This window comes from Isoptericola luteus, from assembly GCF_020297055.1.
GTDB classification, from domain to species: Bacteria; Actinomycetota; Actinomycetes; order Actinomycetales; family Cellulomonadaceae; genus Isoptericola; species Isoptericola luteus.
In genome coordinates this window covers 1-14,983 of sequence record NZ_JAIXCQ010000014.1, presented here as the reverse complement: position 1 = coordinate 14,983, position 14,983 = coordinate 1, and the positions used below count along the sequence as shown (strand labels likewise).

At 73.9% G+C, this 14,983-nt stretch carries 16 protein-coding genes; 6 read left to right on the top strand and 10 right to left on the bottom strand.

What is annotated here, in order from left to right; all coding sequences use genetic code 11:
- Positions 1-2: 2 nt before the first annotated feature.
- From LEP48_RS16235 to hrcA, 5 genes are all read right to left on the bottom strand, one after another.
- Positions 3-1,061 carry a PhoH family protein gene (locus LEP48_RS16235; protein ID WP_225566622.1) on the bottom strand — a complete coding sequence of 353 codons (1,059 nt, stop codon included), beginning with the start codon at positions 1,059-1,061 and terminating at the stop codon, positions 3-5.
- Between the two features lie 115 nt (positions 1,062-1,176).
- Complete coding sequence (locus LEP48_RS16230; RefSeq protein WP_225566621.1) at positions 1,177-1,539, bottom strand: histidine triad nucleotide-binding protein; 363 nt, start codon at positions 1,537-1,539, stop codon at positions 1,177-1,179.
- A gap of 20 nt (positions 1,540-1,559) precedes the next feature.
- The gene (locus LEP48_RS16225) at positions 1,560-2,318 is read right to left on the bottom strand and encodes a 16S rRNA (uracil(1498)-N(3))-methyltransferase (protein ID WP_225566620.1); all 759 of its coding nucleotides are present in this window, start codon (positions 2,316-2,318) and stop codon (positions 1,560-1,562) included.
- A 1-nt stretch (position 2,319) separates the two neighbouring features.
- The gene (gene dnaJ / locus LEP48_RS16220) at positions 2,320-3,444 is read right to left on the bottom strand and encodes a molecular chaperone DnaJ (protein WP_225566619.1); all 1,125 of its coding nucleotides are present in this window, start codon (positions 3,442-3,444) and stop codon (positions 2,320-2,322) included.
- A 74-nt stretch (positions 3,445-3,518) separates the two neighbouring features.
- On the bottom strand, positions 3,519-4,667 hold the full coding sequence (gene hrcA / locus LEP48_RS16215) for a heat-inducible transcriptional repressor HrcA (RefSeq protein WP_225566618.1): 1,149 nt from the start codon (positions 4,665-4,667) through the stop codon (positions 3,519-3,521).
- Positions 4,668-4,912: 245 nt separating this feature from the next.
- Between hrcA and LEP48_RS16210 the strand changes: the two genes are divergently transcribed.
- Together LEP48_RS16210 and LEP48_RS16205 are read left to right on the top strand one after the other, a co-directional pair.
- The gene (locus LEP48_RS16210; RefSeq protein WP_225566617.1) at positions 4,913-5,101 is read left to right on the top strand and encodes a hypothetical protein; all 189 of its coding nucleotides are present in this window, start codon (positions 4,913-4,915) and stop codon (positions 5,099-5,101) included.
- Between the two features lie 174 nt (positions 5,102-5,275).
- Entirely contained in the window at positions 5,276-6,139 is an 864-nt protein-coding gene (locus LEP48_RS16205) for a DUF3097 domain-containing protein (RefSeq protein ID WP_225566616.1), read from the top strand.
- A 32-nt stretch (positions 6,140-6,171) separates the two neighbouring features.
- Here LEP48_RS16205 and LEP48_RS16200 read toward each other — a convergent pair whose 3' ends face one another.
- Positions 6,172-6,687, bottom strand: a complete 516-nt coding sequence (locus tag LEP48_RS16200) for a DUF4282 domain-containing protein (protein ID WP_225566615.1) — start codon at positions 6,685-6,687, stop codon at positions 6,172-6,174.
- A gap of 32 nt (positions 6,688-6,719) precedes the next feature.
- Positions 6,720-7,565: a DUF2189 domain-containing protein gene (locus LEP48_RS16195; protein ID WP_225566614.1), complete on the bottom strand. Its 846-nt coding sequence runs from the start codon at positions 7,563-7,565 to the stop codon at positions 6,720-6,722.
- A 137-nt stretch (positions 7,566-7,702) separates the two neighbouring features.
- Between LEP48_RS16195 and LEP48_RS16190 the strand changes: the two genes are divergently transcribed.
- The gene (locus LEP48_RS16190; protein WP_225566613.1) at positions 7,703-8,221 is read left to right on the top strand and encodes a DUF4870 domain-containing protein; all 519 of its coding nucleotides are present in this window, start codon (positions 7,703-7,705) and stop codon (positions 8,219-8,221) included.
- A gap of 83 nt (positions 8,222-8,304) precedes the next feature.
- Here the strand turns inward: LEP48_RS16190 and hemW are convergent, their stop codons facing one another.
- Entirely contained in the window at positions 8,305-9,606 is a 1,302-nt protein-coding gene (hemW, locus tag LEP48_RS16185; protein WP_225566612.1) for a radical SAM family heme chaperone HemW, read from the bottom strand.
- The gene (gene lepA / locus LEP48_RS16180) at positions 9,606-11,480 is read right to left on the bottom strand and encodes a translation elongation factor 4 (protein ID WP_304608348.1); all 1,875 of its coding nucleotides are present in this window, start codon (positions 11,478-11,480) and stop codon (positions 9,606-9,608) included. The genes hemW and lepA overlap by 1 nt, the downstream gene beginning before the upstream one ends.
- Before the next feature lie 75 nt (positions 11,481-11,555).
- Here lepA and LEP48_RS16175 point away from each other — a divergent pair, with 75 nt between their 5' ends.
- The 3 genes from LEP48_RS16175 (at position 11,556) to rpsT (ending at position 13,637) form a co-directional block, all read left to right on the top strand.
- Entirely contained in the window at positions 11,556-12,362 is an 807-nt protein-coding gene (locus LEP48_RS16175) for a maleylpyruvate isomerase family mycothiol-dependent enzyme (protein WP_225566611.1), read from the top strand.
- 99 nt (positions 12,363-12,461) lie between these two features.
- Positions 12,462-13,070 carry a type II toxin-antitoxin system PemK/MazF family toxin gene (locus LEP48_RS16170; RefSeq protein WP_225566610.1) on the top strand — a complete coding sequence of 203 codons (609 nt, stop codon included), beginning with the start codon at positions 12,462-12,464 and terminating at the stop codon, positions 13,068-13,070.
- Between the two features lie 306 nt (positions 13,071-13,376).
- Positions 13,377-13,637: a 30S ribosomal protein S20 gene (gene rpsT / locus LEP48_RS16165; protein ID WP_225566609.1), complete on the top strand. Its 261-nt coding sequence runs from the start codon at positions 13,377-13,379 to the stop codon at positions 13,635-13,637.
- Between the two features lie 115 nt (positions 13,638-13,752).
- On the opposite strand, the gene holA is transcribed toward rpsT, so the two are convergent.
- Positions 13,753-14,799: a DNA polymerase III subunit delta gene (gene holA, locus LEP48_RS16160; protein ID WP_225566608.1), complete on the bottom strand. Its 1,047-nt coding sequence runs from the start codon at positions 14,797-14,799 to the stop codon at positions 13,753-13,755.
- Positions 14,800-14,983 lie beyond the last annotated feature (184 nt).

The following is a 14,983-nucleotide window of genomic DNA, read 5'->3' as shown; positions in this document are numbered from 1 at the left end:
GATCACCTGCGTGCTCCTCGTTCGTGCTGCTGCCTCCCGCGCGGCTCCGGGCGGGCCGTGGCCACGTCCCAGCGCGCGTAGGCGTCGATGATGTCCCCCACCAGGCGGTGCCGCACCACGTCGGACGACGTGAGCCGGCAGAACTCGACGTCGTCGACGCCGGTGAGGATGTCCTCCACGACCCGCAGGCCCGACGTCGTCCCCCCGGGCAGGTCGACCTGGGTCGCGTCGCCGGTGATGACCATGGTCGAGCCGAAGCCCAGGCGGGTCAGGAACATCTTCATCTGCTCGGCGGAGGTGTTCTGCGCCTCGTCGAGAATGATGAACGAGTCGTTCAGGCTTCGGCCGCGCATGAAGGCCAGCGGCGCCACCTCGATCGTCCCCGCCTCGATGAGCTTGGGGATCGAGTCCGGGTCGACCATGTCGTGCAGCGCGTCGTACAGCGGCCGCAGGTACGGGTCGATCTTCTCGCTCAACGAGCCCGGCAGGTAGCCCAGTCGCTCCCCCGCCTCGACCGCCGGGCGGGTCAGGATGATCCGGTTCACCCGCTTGGACTGCAGCGCCTGCACGGCCTTGGCCATGGCCAGGTACGTCTTGCCCGTGCCCGCGGGGCCGATGCCGAACGTGATCGTGCTGGCGTCGATCGCCTCGACGTAGCGCTTCTGCCCGAGCGTCTTGGGCCGGATCGTGCGCCCGCGGCTGGACAGGATGTTGAACGTCAGCACCTCGGCGGGCCGCTGCTGGGTGTCCGCGGTGAGCATGCGCACCGACCGCGTCACGACGTCGGGCGTGAGCACGGTGCCCGCCTCGACCACCTCGACGAGCTCGTCGAGCAGGCGGGAGACGAGGGCGACCTGCCCGGCCGGGCCCCGGACGACGATCTCGTTGCCGCGGGCGTGCACGTCGACGTCACGGAAGCCGTCCTCGACCGCGCGCAGCACGGAGTCCCCACTGCCGAGGAGGGCGACCATGGGCACGTGCGTCGGCACGACGATCCGGTGCTCGCTCGTGTGCTCGCCGTGGTGGTCCGGGCGGGGCGAGACGTGGGGTGTGGATGTCATGAGCCGGCTCGCGCCGCGGAACTCCTTCGCGCAGGGTCGTCGTCGGGCCCGAGGCGGGCCGGACCGTGGTGCCCCGGGCGGAGGACCGCCCGGGGCACCCAGTCTATCGACGCCCTCAGGCCGGGCTCCACCCCAATGATGCGCCGGCCAGCACGTGACCGTGCACGTGGAACACGGACTGCCCGGCCCGGGGGCCGGAGTTGAAGATCATCCGGTACTGCCCGTCCGCGAGCTCGCCCGCGACACGGTCCGCGACCGCGACCATCTCGGAGAGCAGCGCGGGGTCCGAGCTCGCGAGCACGGACACGTCGCCGTGGTGGTCGCGCGGCACCACCAGGACGTGCACCGGGGCCTTCGGGTCGATGTCGCGGAAGGCGACGACCCGGTCGGTGCTCACGACCATGTCGGCGGGCAGCTGCCCGGCGACGATCTTGCAGAAGAGGCAGTCGGGCTCGGAGACGCTCTCGGCACTGGTCATGGACGCACGCTACCGCCGCGTCACGCCCAGCGCCCGAGCCGCTGGCTCAGCAGCGCCACCGCCACCGGCCCCGCCGTGGACGTGCGCAGCACGTGCGGGCCGAGCCGCGCGGCGACGGCACCCGCCCCGGTGAGCTGCTCGAGCTCGCCGTCGCCGATCCCGCCCTCCGGACCGACGACCACGAGCAGCTCCCCGGCTTCCGGGAGCCGGACCTGCGCCAGCGGCGTCGTCGCGTCCTCGTGGAGGACGACGACGGTGCCCCCGGCCGCGGCGACGTCCCGGACGCGTCCCGCGAGCTGCCTGCTGGTGACCGGCTCGTCGACGGCAGGCAGGCACGCCCGGCGCGCCTGCTTGGTGGCCGAGCGGACGGTGGCCACCCACTTCGCCCGCGACTTCGCCGCGCGCTGCCCACGCCAGACGACGACCGAGCGGTCGGCCTGCCACGGCACCACCGCGTCGACGCCCACCTCGACGGCAGCCTCGACCGCGAGCTCGTCGCGGTCGCCCTTGGCCAGGGCCTGGACCAGCGTCAGCACGACCTGCGGCGCCGGCTCGACGACGACGTCCGCGACCCGCAGCCGCAGATGCGGCCCGTCGACGGAGTCGACCAGGCAGCGCAGCCGGGTGCCCGCGCCGTCGACCACGTCGATCTGCTCCCCCGGGCCCCGGCGCTGCACGACGCCGGCGTGGCGCCCCTCGGCGCCGTCGAGCTCGTACACGTCACCGGCCGCGAGCGCCCCGAGGTCACCCCCCTCGGCGAGGAAGACGGGTGCGCTCACGTCACTTGCCGCTGAGCTTGTCGCGCAGGCGCGAGAAGACGCCCGGGTGGGCCGCCGCGAGCCGGGGCTCGGGCCGCTCCTCGCCGCGGAGCGTGGCCAGCGAGCGCAGGAGCTCGGTCTGCTCGTCGTCCAGCGCCGTGGGCACCTGGACCTCGACGTGCACATTGAGGTCGCCGCGACCACCCGCGTGCAGGTGGCCGACGCCGAGGCCCTTGAGGGTGATGACCTGCCCCGGCTGCGTGCCGGGCCGCAGGTCGATCTCCTGGGCGCCGTCGAGCGTCTCCAGGTCGAGGACGGTGCCGAGGGCGGCCGCCGTCATCGGCACCGGGAGCGTGCAGTGCAGGTCGTCCCCGCGGCGCACGAACACCTCGTGGGGCTTCTCCCGGATCTCGACGTACAGGTCGCCGGCCGGGCCGCCGCCGGGGCCGACCTCGCCCTGCGAGGTGAGCTTGATGCGGGTCCCGGTGTCGACACCGGCGGGCACGTTGACCGTCAGGGTGCGGCGCGAACGGACGCGACCCTCGCCGGAGCAGTCCGGGCACGGCTCGGGGATCACGGTGCCGAACCCCTGGCAGGCGGCGCACGGCGCGGTGGTCATCACCTGGCCGAGGAACGACCGCGCGACACGCTGCACGTTGCCGCGACCATGGCACACCTCGCACGTCTTGAGGTCCGTGCCGGGGCGGCAACCTCCGCCGCTGCACGTGCCGCACACCACGGCCGTGTCGACCTGCAGCTCGCGCTTGGCGCCGAACGTGGCCTCGGAGAGCTCGACGTCGAGGCGCACGAGCGCGTCCTGGCCGCGGCGCGCACGGGGCACCGGGCCGGACGGCTGGCCCCCGCCGCCGAAGAAGGTCTCGAAGATGTCCTGGAAGCCGAAGCCGTTGCCGAAGCCGCCGCCCGCGCCGCCGCCGGGGGCGGTCGGGTCGACGCCGAGGTCGTACTGCTGGCGCTTGTCCGGGTGGGAGAGCACCTCGTACGCGCGGGCGACCTCTTTGAACCGTTCCTCGCCCGCCTCGCCGGCGACGTCGGGGTGCAGCTCGCGGGCGAGCTTGCGGTACGCCTTCTTGATCTGCTCGGCCGAGGCGTCGCGCGGGACGCCGAGGATCTCGTAGTAGTCGGTCACAGGTCTCTTTCGGTGACGGGGTTCGTGGTGGGGGCGGACAGGAGCCGGGTCGGTGGCACGCCAGGCTCGTGAGGCTAGTTGGGCAGCACCCGGGACAGGTAGCGGGCCACCGCCCGGACGGACGCGATCGTGCCGGGATAGTCCATCCGGGTGGGGCCGATCGAGCCGAGGAACGCGACCGTGTCGCCGTCGGAGCCGTAGCCGGACGCGACGACGGACGCCTCGGTGAGGCCGTCGAGACGGCTCTCGTGCCCGATGCGCACCCCGACGCCGCTCTCGCCCCACGACGTCTCGGTCTCGGACTCCCCGTCGCTGCGGGGGCCCCGGGGGTCCGCGAACATCTCGGTGAGCAGCCCCAGCAGCACCACCTGCTCCTCGAGCGCCTCGAGCACCGGGCTCAGCCCCTGCTCGAACCGCATCTCGGCGCGTGCCAGGTTGGCGGTGCCCGCCAGGACGATGCGTTCCTCCCGCTCGGCACCCAGGGTGTCGACCACGAGGTCGGCCACGCCCCGCGCGAGCGGCGCCAGGTCGGGTGCGAGGTCGCCCACGACCCGGACGAACGCGGCAGGCAGCTCCGAGAGCCGCTTGCCGGCGGCCGCGGCGTTGAGCCGGGCCCGCAGCTCGCCGAGCGAGCCCTCGTCGAGCACCGGCTCGTCGCACCCGCCACCGGGCAGCGCCCCGGCGTCCGTCTCGACGGCCGTGACCGCGGCCCCCTGCCCGGGCCGGCCGACCACGTCCAGGTAACGCTGCTCGACCCGCCCCGTGTCCGTGATGACGACGACCAGCAGCCGGCGCCCCCCGACGGGGACGAGCTCCAGGTGCCGCAGCCCGGACAGCCGCAGCGAGGGGTACTGCACCACAGCGACCTGACCGGTGAGCTGGGCGATGAGCCGCCCCGCCCGGCCGAGGACGTCGTCGAGGTCGACCGCCTCGGACAGGAACGTCTCGATCGCCCGCCGCTGGGGCGTGGTGAGCGGGCGGACCTCCGCGAGCCGGTCGACGAAGAGGCGGTAACCCTTGTCCGTCGGGACCCGCCCGGCCGAGGTGTGGGGCTGCGCGATGTAGCCGGCGTCCTCGAGGGCGGCCATGTCGTTGCGGATGGTGGCGGGCGAGACCCCGAGCCCGTGCCGCTCGGTGAGCACGCGGGACCCCACCGGCTCACGCGTGTGGACGTAGTCCTCCACGATCGCGCGCAGCACGGCCAGGCGACGTTCCTCGCTCACACGGCCTCCTTCGAGCACTCGTCCAGCCCTTTAGCACTCTCACATCCAGAGTGCCATCCTACGCGGCCCCTCCGACCGAGCGGGCGCGCCCCGCGCCGTGACCGGCCTCTGAGGTACCCAGGGCGGCGGGGGCCCCGGGCACGGGCCGAAGATCCGGCAGGTGCCCGATCCGGGCGCCTACCTCAGGGGACGAACCTGGTGGTGCGGCGGTCGACCGGGCCGTCGCAGAGATCAGGAGGACCGTCATGGACGGCACGCTGTACGGGATGTACTACCTCGCCCACGAGGCGGAGGTCGCCCGCGCCACCGAGGGTCGCCGCCGGGAGAAGGCGCTGCTCGAGCTGCTCGCGCGGCCCGCCGTCGTGCGTCGTGCACGCCGCGCGCCGCGCGTGGCACCCGCGGCATCGTCGCCCGCCCGGCACCGCACGGCGTGAGCGACGCCACGTGAGCGATCCGACGCGAGCGCACGGAGGCCGCCGTCCTGGCCCGGCCCGGGTCATGGGCGCCGGCGCCACGCCGGCGCAGCTCCGGTCGCAGCGGCGCGGCACCGGTCGGCCGGCAGCGTGTCGGGACGGCCACGCGCACGGCCCGACCGTAGGCTCGCCGTCGTGCACGACCGCTACGGCTCCGACGTCCTGTCCTCCTCCGGCTCCACCGGCTCGGCCCACCACCGTCGCCGGCCGGTCTCCGTCCCCTGCCCGGCCAGCCCCGGCCTCGTCGTCGAGGAGGTCACCAGCGGCTGGGTCGGCGCGGTGGTGCGGGTCGAGAAGTCGGGCGGCATGCACGTGGTCGTCCTGGAGGACCGCCGCGGGCGCACCCGCACCTTCCCGCTCGGCCCGGGGTTCTGGATGGACGGCCGGCCCGTCGAGCTGACGGCCCCCGTGACCACCCGCGCCCCCGCAGCGCCGACCCGTACCGCCTCGGGCTCCGTCGCCGTGCACGGGCAGCGGGCCCGCGTGGCACGCGGCAGCCGCATCTGGGTCGAGGGCAAGCACGACGCCGAGCTCGTGGAGAAGGTCTGGGGCGACGACCTGCGCGTCGAGGGGGTCGTCGTGGAGCTGCTCGACGGTGTCGACAACCTCGCGGAGGCGCTGGCCGGGTTCGCGCCCACCACGGAACGGCGCGTCGGGGTCCTCGTCGACCACCTCGTGCCGGGCTCCAAGGAACGCCGGATCGCGGACGAGGCGTTGCGCACCGTGCCCGGCGGCACCGTGCTCGTGCTCGGGCACCCCTACGTCGACGTCTGGCAGGCCGTGAAGGCCGAGCGCCTCGGCCTGGCGTCGTGGCCGACGATCGAGCGCGGCACCGAGTGGAAGCGCGGGATCCTGCGCGAGCTGGGCTGGCCGGCGTCGTCCGCGCACGACGTGGGCCTCGCCTGGCAGCGCATCCTGGCCCGCGTGCGCGACTACCGCGACCTCGACCCGGCCCTGCTGGGCCGGGTCGAGGAGCTCATCGACTTCGTCACGACCTGAGCCGACCTGAGCCGACCTGAGCCGGCCCGGACTCAGAGACCGTCGCGCTCGGCGTACCGGTTGACCTTCTGGGACACGGAGATCACCGCGACGAAGAACTCGAGGCTGATCCTGGCGATCGCCAGGTAGACCAGCGCGACGATCCAGCCGAACGCCAGGAACAGCACGCCCGGCAGCCACCCGCCCTGGAACGCGGCGACCAGGCCGCCGAGCCAGCCCAGCGCCACCAGCACCGTCACGATGACGTAGACGGCCTTGACGATCGTGGGCGTGATGTAGCGGGTGAACGAGTAGTCGAAGAGCGCGCCGAAGAACGAGCCCGCGCCCGCCTCGTGCGCCAGGGGCCGCGCCGACCGGTCCGGCGGGTACTCGTTGCCCGGATACAGGCCCGGGTCGGGCATCTGCTGGCCCGGCGGCGGGTACGACTGGCCGTACGGCTCGTCGCCGTACGGGGGCTGGCCACCGTGGGGCGGGGGTCCGCCGCGAGGTGGCTGGTCCCCGTACCGGCCGGGGTGGTCGTCGGGCATGCTCGGCGGGTTCACGCTCATCGGGTCCTCCTCGAGACGGTGCTGCGGACGGTTCAGACGGGAGCCACCGGCTGCTCGCCGACGAGGCGGCGGTAGACGAACGCGCCCGTAAGGATCGCGAGGGGCACCGTGACCAGCGTCCCGACGACGAGCAGCAGCGCGCCGACGAACAGCAGCGCGATCGCCACGACGAGCGTCAGCAGCACGACGCCCGGGTTCCGGCTCACCAGCGCGACGCTGGAACGGATGGCCGCGAGGGCGTCCTGCCCCCGGTCGATGGCGAAGAAGAGCGACGCAGCCAGGAAGAACCCGATGACGAGCCGGAGCAGGCCGCCCAGGAACGGGATGAACGCGAGCACGAAGGTCAGCGCGCCGTTGATCAGCCCGAGCACGACGATCCCGCCGAGGTTGCGCACCGCGAAGAAGTCGCCGAACACGGCCCGCCCGCGCCGGGTGGCCACGAGCGCCCCGTGAGCGAGCAGCGACCCGACGACGATCTCCACGACGGCGAGCAGCGCACCGAGCAGGACGTCGAGCACCGACGCGCCCGCCGTCACGGCCTCGGTGATCGCGTTCGGTTCGTCGTAGTTCTCCACGATCGCGCGGAAGTCCGGGGTGAGCAGCACCGCCGCCGCGAGCGCGATGGCACCCACGACGACGGTCGCACCGATCCACGGACCCGCGCTGCGCGCGAAGCTGGACCAGGCCCAGGAGAACGCCTGACCCACCGAGACCCCGCCGCCCGGCCTCCCGGAGCCGCCGGACCAGCCGCCGGGACGCAGGGCGTCCGGCGGCACGGGCGGGCTCGCGGGCGGCGGCCCGCCCGCCGCGTACTGGCCGTATGCCGGGGGCTGGCGGGGGTCGGGCTCGCGGTCCGGGTCGCCGGTGGGTTCAGTCATCGGTTCCTCCCTGCGCCCCGGGGCCGCCCGTGCGACCGCGGACGGCGCTGCCGGTCCCACTGTCCCGCCCGGCCGGGCGCGGCGCCAGCGCACACGCCGGGTGCCGGGGCCTCCCGAGATGCGCAAAGATGGGGGGTATGAGCCAGCCTCCGGAGGGAACCCCGCCCCAGCAGCCCCCGTACGGTGAGCAGCCGCCGCACGGTGGACAGCCCCCGTACGGTGAGCAGCCGCCGAGCGGTGGCCAGCCGCCCTACCCGCCGCCGCCCGGCGGCCAGCAGCCGTACCCGCAGGCCTACGGCGCACAGCCGCTCGCGCCCGCCGACGAGCGCATGTGGGCGATCGTCGCGCACCTGGGCGCGCCCGTCGGCGCGCTCGTGAGCGCCGGCGTGCTCGGCTTCCTCGCGCCGCTCGTCGTGTGGCTCGTGCTGCGCGAGCGCAGCGCCTACGTGGCCGACCAGGCCAAGGAGGCCCTGAACTTCCAGATCACCCTGCTCATCGGCTACGTCGTGAGCATCGTCCTGATGTTCGTCGTCATCGGCTTCTTCACGGCTACCGCCATCTGGGTGATGTCCATCGTGTTCGGCATCCTCGCCGCCGTGGCCGCCAACCGCCACGAGTGGTACCGCTACCCGCTGACCATCCGCTTCATCTCCTGACGCGTGTGAGCACGAGACACGCCCTGCGACGCCGTGCGCGCAGGGCGTGTCTTGTGCTCACGACACCACTCAGCTCGCCACGCTCAGGTGGTGAGAGTGCGCACGACGGCGTCTGCCAGCAGCCGGCCCCGGCGGGTGAGCACCGCCCGGCCGCGCACGGCGGCCACGCCGTCGAGCAGGCCCTGGGCCACCAGCCCGGCGACGGCGTGCCGGCCGGCGTCGTCCAGGACCGCCAGGTCCAGGCCCTCGCGCAGCCGCACCCCGAGCATGACGCGCTCGAGGTGCGCCTCGGAGGCGGTGAGCAGCTCACGGCCCGCCCCCGGAGACTTCCCGTCGGCCAGCAGCGCCGCGTAGCGCCGCGGGTGCTTGACGTTCCACCAGCGCACGCCGGCGGGGGTGTCGTCGGACGTCGTCCCGTCGGTCGTCGCCGCGGGGGTCGTGGGTCCGCCCGGCTCGGCCGCTGGAGCGGCAGAGACGTAGGAGTGCGCGCCGGGGCCGATGCCCCACCAGTCGTCCCCGCGCCAGTACGCGAGGTTGTGCCGACAGGCGTGCTCCGGCGTGCGCGCCCAGTTGCTCACCTCGTACCAGCCGAGCCCGGCGGCGGTGAGCAGGTCGTCGGCCAGCTCGTACTTCGCGGCCTGGTCGTCCTCGTCGGGCAGCGTGACCAGGCCACGGCGCACCTGGGCGTGCATCTTCGTGCCCGGCTCGACGACGAGCGCGTACGCGGACACGTGGTCGACGCCCGTGGCCAGTGCCGCCTCGACGGAAGCCCGCCAGTCGTCCAGCGACTCCCCCGGCGTGCCGTAGATGAGATCCAGCGACACGTCGAGGCCGGCGTCGCGCGCCCAGGCCACGACGTCGGGGATCCGGCGCGGGTCGTGCGTGCGCTCCAGCGTGGCGAGCACGTGCGGCACGGCGGACTGCATGCCGAACGAGACACGCGTGAAGCCGCCGTCGGCGAGCAGGCGTAGCGACTCGGGGGTCACCGAGTCGGGGTTCGCCTCGGTGGTCACCTCGGCGTCGTCGGCCAGCCCCCACGCCTCGCGGATGCCGCCCAGCACGCGCACCAGGTCGGCGGCCGGAAGCATGGTCGGCGTCCCGCCACCGAAGAACACCGTGGACACCGGCGCGGAGGCCCGGCCGGCGTCGCGCAGCACCCGCGCGGCCAGGTCGACCTCGCCCAGCGCCGTCGTCGCGTACTCGACCTGGGACGCCCCGCCGCCCAGCTCGGCCGCGGTGTAGGTGTTGAAGTCGCAGTAGCCACAACGCACCGAGCAGAACGGGACGTGGACGTAGACGCCGAACGGGCGGTCGGGCGCGCCCGACACCCACGACGGCAGCGCGCCGTCGCCGGGCACCGGGACGCCGTCGGGCAGGGCAGGCACTACTTCTTCTTGTCCTTCGTCTCCTTGCCGCCGACGCCGTCGGAGGAGAGCGCGGCGATGAAGGCGTCCTTCGGGACCTCGACGGACCCGATGTTCTTCATGCGCTTCTTGCCCTCCTTCTGCTTCTCCAGCAGCTTGCGCTTACGGCTGATGTCGCCGCCGTAGCACTTGGCGAGCACGTCCTTGCGCATGGCGCGCACCGTCTCCCGCGCGATGACGCGCGCACCGACGGCCGCCTGGATCGGCACCTCGAACTGCTGCCGAGGAATGATCTCCTTGAGCTTCGCCGTCATCATGACGCCGTAGTCGTACGCCTTCTCCTTGTGCACGATGGCACTGAACGCGTCGACCTGGTCGCCCTGGAGCAGGATGTCGACCTTGACGAGGTCCGCCGCCTGGTCGCCCTCGGGCTCGTAGTCGAGGGACGCGTACCCGCGGGTGCGGGATTTGAGGTGGTCGAAGAAGTCGAAGACGATCTCCGCCAGCGGCAGCGTGAAGCGCAGCTCGACACGGTCCTCCGAGAGGTAGTCCATGCCGTTCATCTGACCGCGGCGGTCGTTGCACAGGCCCATGACGGTGCCGACGAACTCGCTCGGCGCGAGGATGGTCGCGCGCACCACGGGCTCGCGGACCTCCTTGATCTTGCCGCCCGGGAACTCCGACGGGTTCGTCACCTTGACGGGGGTGCCGTCGTCGAGCGTGACGTCGTAGACGACGTTCGGCGCGGTCGAGATGAGGTCGAGGTCGAACTCCCGCTCGAGGCGCTCGCGCACGATCTCCAGGTGCAGCAGCCCGAGGAACCCGACGCGGAAGCCGAAGCCGAGCGCCACCGACGTCTCCGGCTCGTAGTTGAGCGCGGCGTCGTTGAGCTTGAGCTTGTCCAGCGCGTCGCGCAGCGTCGGGTAGTCGGACCCGTCGACGGGGTAGAGCCCGGAGAACACCATCGGCTTCGGGTCGTCGTAGCCGCCGAGGGCCTCGGCGGCCGGCCTGGTGGCGCTGGTCACCGTGTCGCCGACCTTCGACTGGCGCACGTCCTTCACGCCGGTGATGAGGTAGCCGACCTCGCCCGGGCCGAGGCCCTTGGTGGGGATCGGCTCTGGGGAGATCACGCCGATCTCCAGCAGCTCGTGCGTGGCGCGCGTCGACATCATGGCGATGCGCTCGCGCGGGCTGAGGTAGCCGTCGATCACGCGGACGTACGTGACGACGCCCCGGTAGGTGTCGTAGACCGAGTCGAAGATCATGGCGCGGGACTCCGCGTCGTGGTCCCCGCTCGGCGCCGGCACGCGCCGCACGATGCGGTCGAGCAGCGCCTCGACACCCGCGCCCGTCTTGCCGCTCACCTTGAGCACGTCGGCCGGGTCGCCCCCGACCAGGCCGGCGATCTCCTCCGCGTACTTCTCCGGCTGCGCGGCTGGCAGGTCGATCTTGTTGAGCACCGGGATGATCTCGAGCTCGTTCTCCATCGCCAGGTACAGGTTGGCGAGGGTCTGGGCCTCGATGCCCTGGGCGGCGTCCACCAGCAGCACGGCGCCCTCGCACGCGGCGAGGGACCGGGAGACCTCGTAGGTGAAGTCGACGTGCCCGGGCGTGTCGATCATGTTGAGCGCGTACGGCTCGTCGTCGAGCTGCCACGGCATGCGCACGGCCTGCGACTTGATCGTGATGCCGCGCTCGCGCTCGATGTCCATCCGGTCGAGGTACTGGGCGCGCATGGCACGGGGCTCGACCACGCCGGTGAGCTGCAGCATGCGGTCCGCGAGCGTCGACTTGCCGTGGTCGATGTGCGCGATGATGCAGAAGTTGCGGATCAGCTCGGACGGCGTGGAGCTCGGCTGGATTCGCGCGCTGAGCGCAGGTCCGGGGATGGGCAAAGCGATCTCGCTCCGTCAGGGTGTCTCGGGTGGGGATGAGGGCCTGGTCATTGTCCCATGACTAGCATCGGCGCCATGCCTGCCGAGCGCATCACACCGCGGCCGCGGCCGGTCGTCGATCCGCGCAGCGGCCGCCGCACCGACGGCGGTCCCGAGCCCGACCTTCCGGCGCTGCTCGCCCGCCTCCAGGAGGCGTTCGCCGCCGCCGTGCCTGGCGCGGCCCCGGACGCCCGCGTCCCGGCGTGCGGGGACTGGCGCGTGCGCGAGCTCGTGACGCACCTCGCCGGGGTGCACCACTGGGCCGCGGGCATGGCCGTGGGCGACCCCTCGCGCTCGGAGGAGCTCCCCGAGCCCGAGGGCGGCCCGGCGGGCCTCGCCGCGCTCTACCGGCGGCACGCCGGCGACCTGCGCACCACCTTGGCCACGGCCGGGCCGGACCAGCAGGCCCGGACGCTCCTCGGCGTCGGGCCGGCGTCGTTCTGGTGGCGACGCCAGGTGCACGAGACGCTCGTGCACCTGCACGACCTGCACGCCGCCCGCCTGGGCTCGGGGCCCGCCGCGCTCGCGGCACGGCTCGGGGTCGGCGTCGCTCCCGAGGTGTGGGCGGACTGCGTCGACGAGGTCGTCACGATGTTCGCGCCCCGGCAGGTGCGGCTCGGCCGGACGGCGCCGCTGACCGTCCCCCTGCGCGTCGTGGCGGCCGACCTGGGGTGGTCGTGGACGCTCGGCGAAGGCCCCGCGCCGGCCGCCACCCTGACCGCGCCCGCGCACGGCCTCGCACTGCTGCTCTGGGGACGCCTGGAGCCGGCCGAGGCCGGTGCCGTCGTCACCGGCGACGCCGCCGCAGCCGAACGCGCCCTCGCCGGGCCGCTGGTGCCCTGAGCGGCGCCGCGCCGCGGCATCGCCGCGTCGGAGCCGCTCGCGGAGCCGCGCGGAGCCGCTCGCGCCGGACCGTTCGCGGTGCGCCGTAGGCTGTGCGGCGTGGCGAACAGATGGCTGAACCTGCTGGTGGACGTGCTGCGTTCGACGACGTCGCGGCGCACGCCCCGCTCCCGGACCCGCGCTTCCACCCCCGGGACACCGCAGGCGCCGGCGACGCGCGGCACGACGAAGCCCGCCCCCCAGCCGACCCGGCGGCCCGCGCCCACGGCCCGCACGACGAGGCCCGCAACCTCCGCCACCTACCCGGGTGACTTCCGCGGCACGGTCACGCCGGCGTACGCGCCGCGGCTCGACGGCGACCCGGACCCCGGCGAGATCGTGTGGACCTGGGTGCCGTACGAGGAGGACCACTCCCAGGGCAAGGACCGTCCGGTGCTGCTCGTCGGGCACGACGGCCCCTGGCTGCTCGCCCTGCAGCTCACCAGCAAGGACCACGACCAGGACGCCGCGCAGGAGGCCCGGTACGGCCGCCTCTGGATGGACATCGGCACCGGGCCGTGGGACTCCCGCGGCCGGGCGAGCGAGGTGCGCATCAACCGGGTGATCCGCGTCGACCCCGCGAAGGTCCGGCGCGAGGGCGCCGTCATGGACCGTCGGACGTTCGACCGCGTCGCCGCGGCGATGGTCAAGGCGAGGTCCCTCCGCTGACGGGTCCCGTGCGGTCGCGGGGTCCCGGCGCAGGTCACGAGCCGTGCACCGTGGGCGGCACCTGTCCGGGACGACGGACCCCAGGATCTAGCGCGCGGGGCGGTCACGCATCTCACACGGTGGGCCGTCGTCGGGGATCTCGGCCGCGAGGGTCGCTCTGCTATCGTTGATGTTTGCGTGTCCGCCCAGGTCGGCGGGCACCGTCGCAGTTCCTCACCACGGGTTCCCCACCCCAGTCCCGGATCTGCGACCGCCCTCTACGACCTATCCGCTCGCCGGCAGGCGAACACACCAGGAAGTCCACACGTGGCAAACATCAAGTCCCAGATCAAGCGCAACAAGACGAACGAGAAGGCCCGCCTTCGCAACAAGTCCGTCAAGTCGGAGCTGAAGACCTACGTGCGCAAGGTGCGCGAGGCCGTCGCCGCGAGCGACAAGGAGGCCGCGACCACCGCGCTGCAGGCCGCTTCGCGCAAGCTCGACAAGGCCGTCTCGAAGGGTGTCATCCACACCAACCAGGCTGCCAACCGCAAGTCCGCGCTGGCCAAGGCCATCGACGCGCTCTGAGCTTTCCCACCGAGGTAGATCCGTCTGCCGAGGGAACGACGCCCCTCCACGCCCTGCGTGGAGGGGCGTCGCGCGTTCCGTCCCCACGACCCGGGCCGGGCCCCTCGGGTGCGACCTATCGGCGCCGGGACGCCGCGATGGTCAGGACGGCCCGCTCGACGGCGTAGACCGGGTCGCGCCCGCCGCCCTTGACGTCGGCATCTGCCTGCGCGACGGCGGTGATCGCCTCGGCGAGCCCCTCCGGGGTCCAGCGCGACAGGTCCCGCTGGGCGTTGCGCACCTGCCAGTCCTGCAGCCCGAGCTGGCGGGCGGTCACGCTCCCGCCGCGGATGGCCGCGACCCGCGCGAGGGTGCGCAGCCGCAGCGCCAGCGCGGCGACGATCGGCACCGGGTCGGCGCCCGTGGCCAGCGCGTGCCGCAGGAGCGCCACCGCTCCCCCGGCGTCGCCGGCCACCGCGGCGTCCGCGACCTTGAAGCCCGTGGCCTCGACCCGGCCGCCGTAGTAGCGGTCGACGACGGCCGTGCTGATCGTGCCCGAGGTGTCGGCGACGAGCTGCGCGCACGCCGACGCGAGCTCGCGCAGGTCGGTACCCAGCGCGTCGACGAGGGACCGGACCGCGTCCGCGTCGGCACGGCGCCGGGCCGCCCGGAACTCGGCCCCGACGAACTGCACCTTGTCCGCGTCCTTGCTGATCGCGTCGCACTCGAGCACCGGAGCGCCGCTGGCCAGGATCGCGTCGAGCATCTTCTTGCCCCGCTGCCCGCCACCGTGCACCACCACGACGACGGTCTCCGGGTCGGGCGCGGCGACGTACGCGACCACGTCGGCCACGAGGTCCTCGGTCGCGGCCTCGGCCGCGCGCACCACCACGACGCTCGGCTCGCCGAACAGGGACGGGCTCGCGGCGACGGCGAGCTGCCCGCCCGCGTAGAGGGATCCGTCGAGCTCCGTCTTCTCGGTCTCCGGGTCGCGCTCACGCGCCAGGCGGACGACGCCGTCGACGGCGCGCTCTGCCAGCAGCCCCTCCGGACCGCGCACGAGCAGCACCGGCGCGAGGGTGGGCTCGTGCCACGGACGGCTGTTCGCGGACGGCTTGCCGGAGCGTGACGACGCGGCGGACCGGGACGTGCGCGCGGAGCGGGAGGGGGCGGCGGGAGGCACCCGCCAAGGGTGCCACGAACCACCCACGCTCCGGAGCGGGGCGCTCGTCGCCGGCTCCGTGCCGCGGGTGGCGGTGAACGAGAGCGTGGTCCCGTGGGATCCCGAGACTCCTCAGGTTCGTGCGGCGGGGGGGGGGGGGCCCCCCCCCCCCCCCCCCCCCCCGGGGGGGGGCGGGGGGGGGGGG

Bases quoted from the DNA above. Each gene is read 5' to 3' on its own strand.
- LEP48_RS16190 (WP_225566613.1), top strand. From the start codon at position 7,703: ATGAGCCAGCCTCCGGAGGGAACCCCGCCCCAGCAGCCCCCGTACGGT.
- LEP48_RS16235 (WP_225566622.1), bottom strand. From the start codon at position 1,061: ATGACATCCACACCCCACGTCTCGCCCCGCCCGGACCACCACGGCGAG.
- LEP48_RS16230 (WP_225566621.1), bottom strand. From the start codon at position 1,539: ATGACCAGTGCCGAGAGCGTCTCCGAGCCCGACTGCCTCTTCTGCAAG.
- LEP48_RS16200 (WP_225566615.1), bottom strand. From the start codon at position 6,687: ATGAGCGTGAACCCGCCGAGCATGCCCGACGACCACCCCGGCCGGTAC.
- LEP48_RS16210 (WP_225566617.1), top strand. From the start codon at position 4,913: ATGGACGGCACGCTGTACGGGATGTACTACCTCGCCCACGAGGCGGAG.
- LEP48_RS16195 (WP_225566614.1), bottom strand. From the start codon at position 7,565: ATGACTGAACCCACCGGCGACCCGGACCGCGAGCCCGACCCCCGCCAG.
- LEP48_RS16175 (WP_225566611.1), top strand. From the start codon at position 11,556: ATGCCTGCCGAGCGCATCACACCGCGGCCGCGGCCGGTCGTCGATCCG.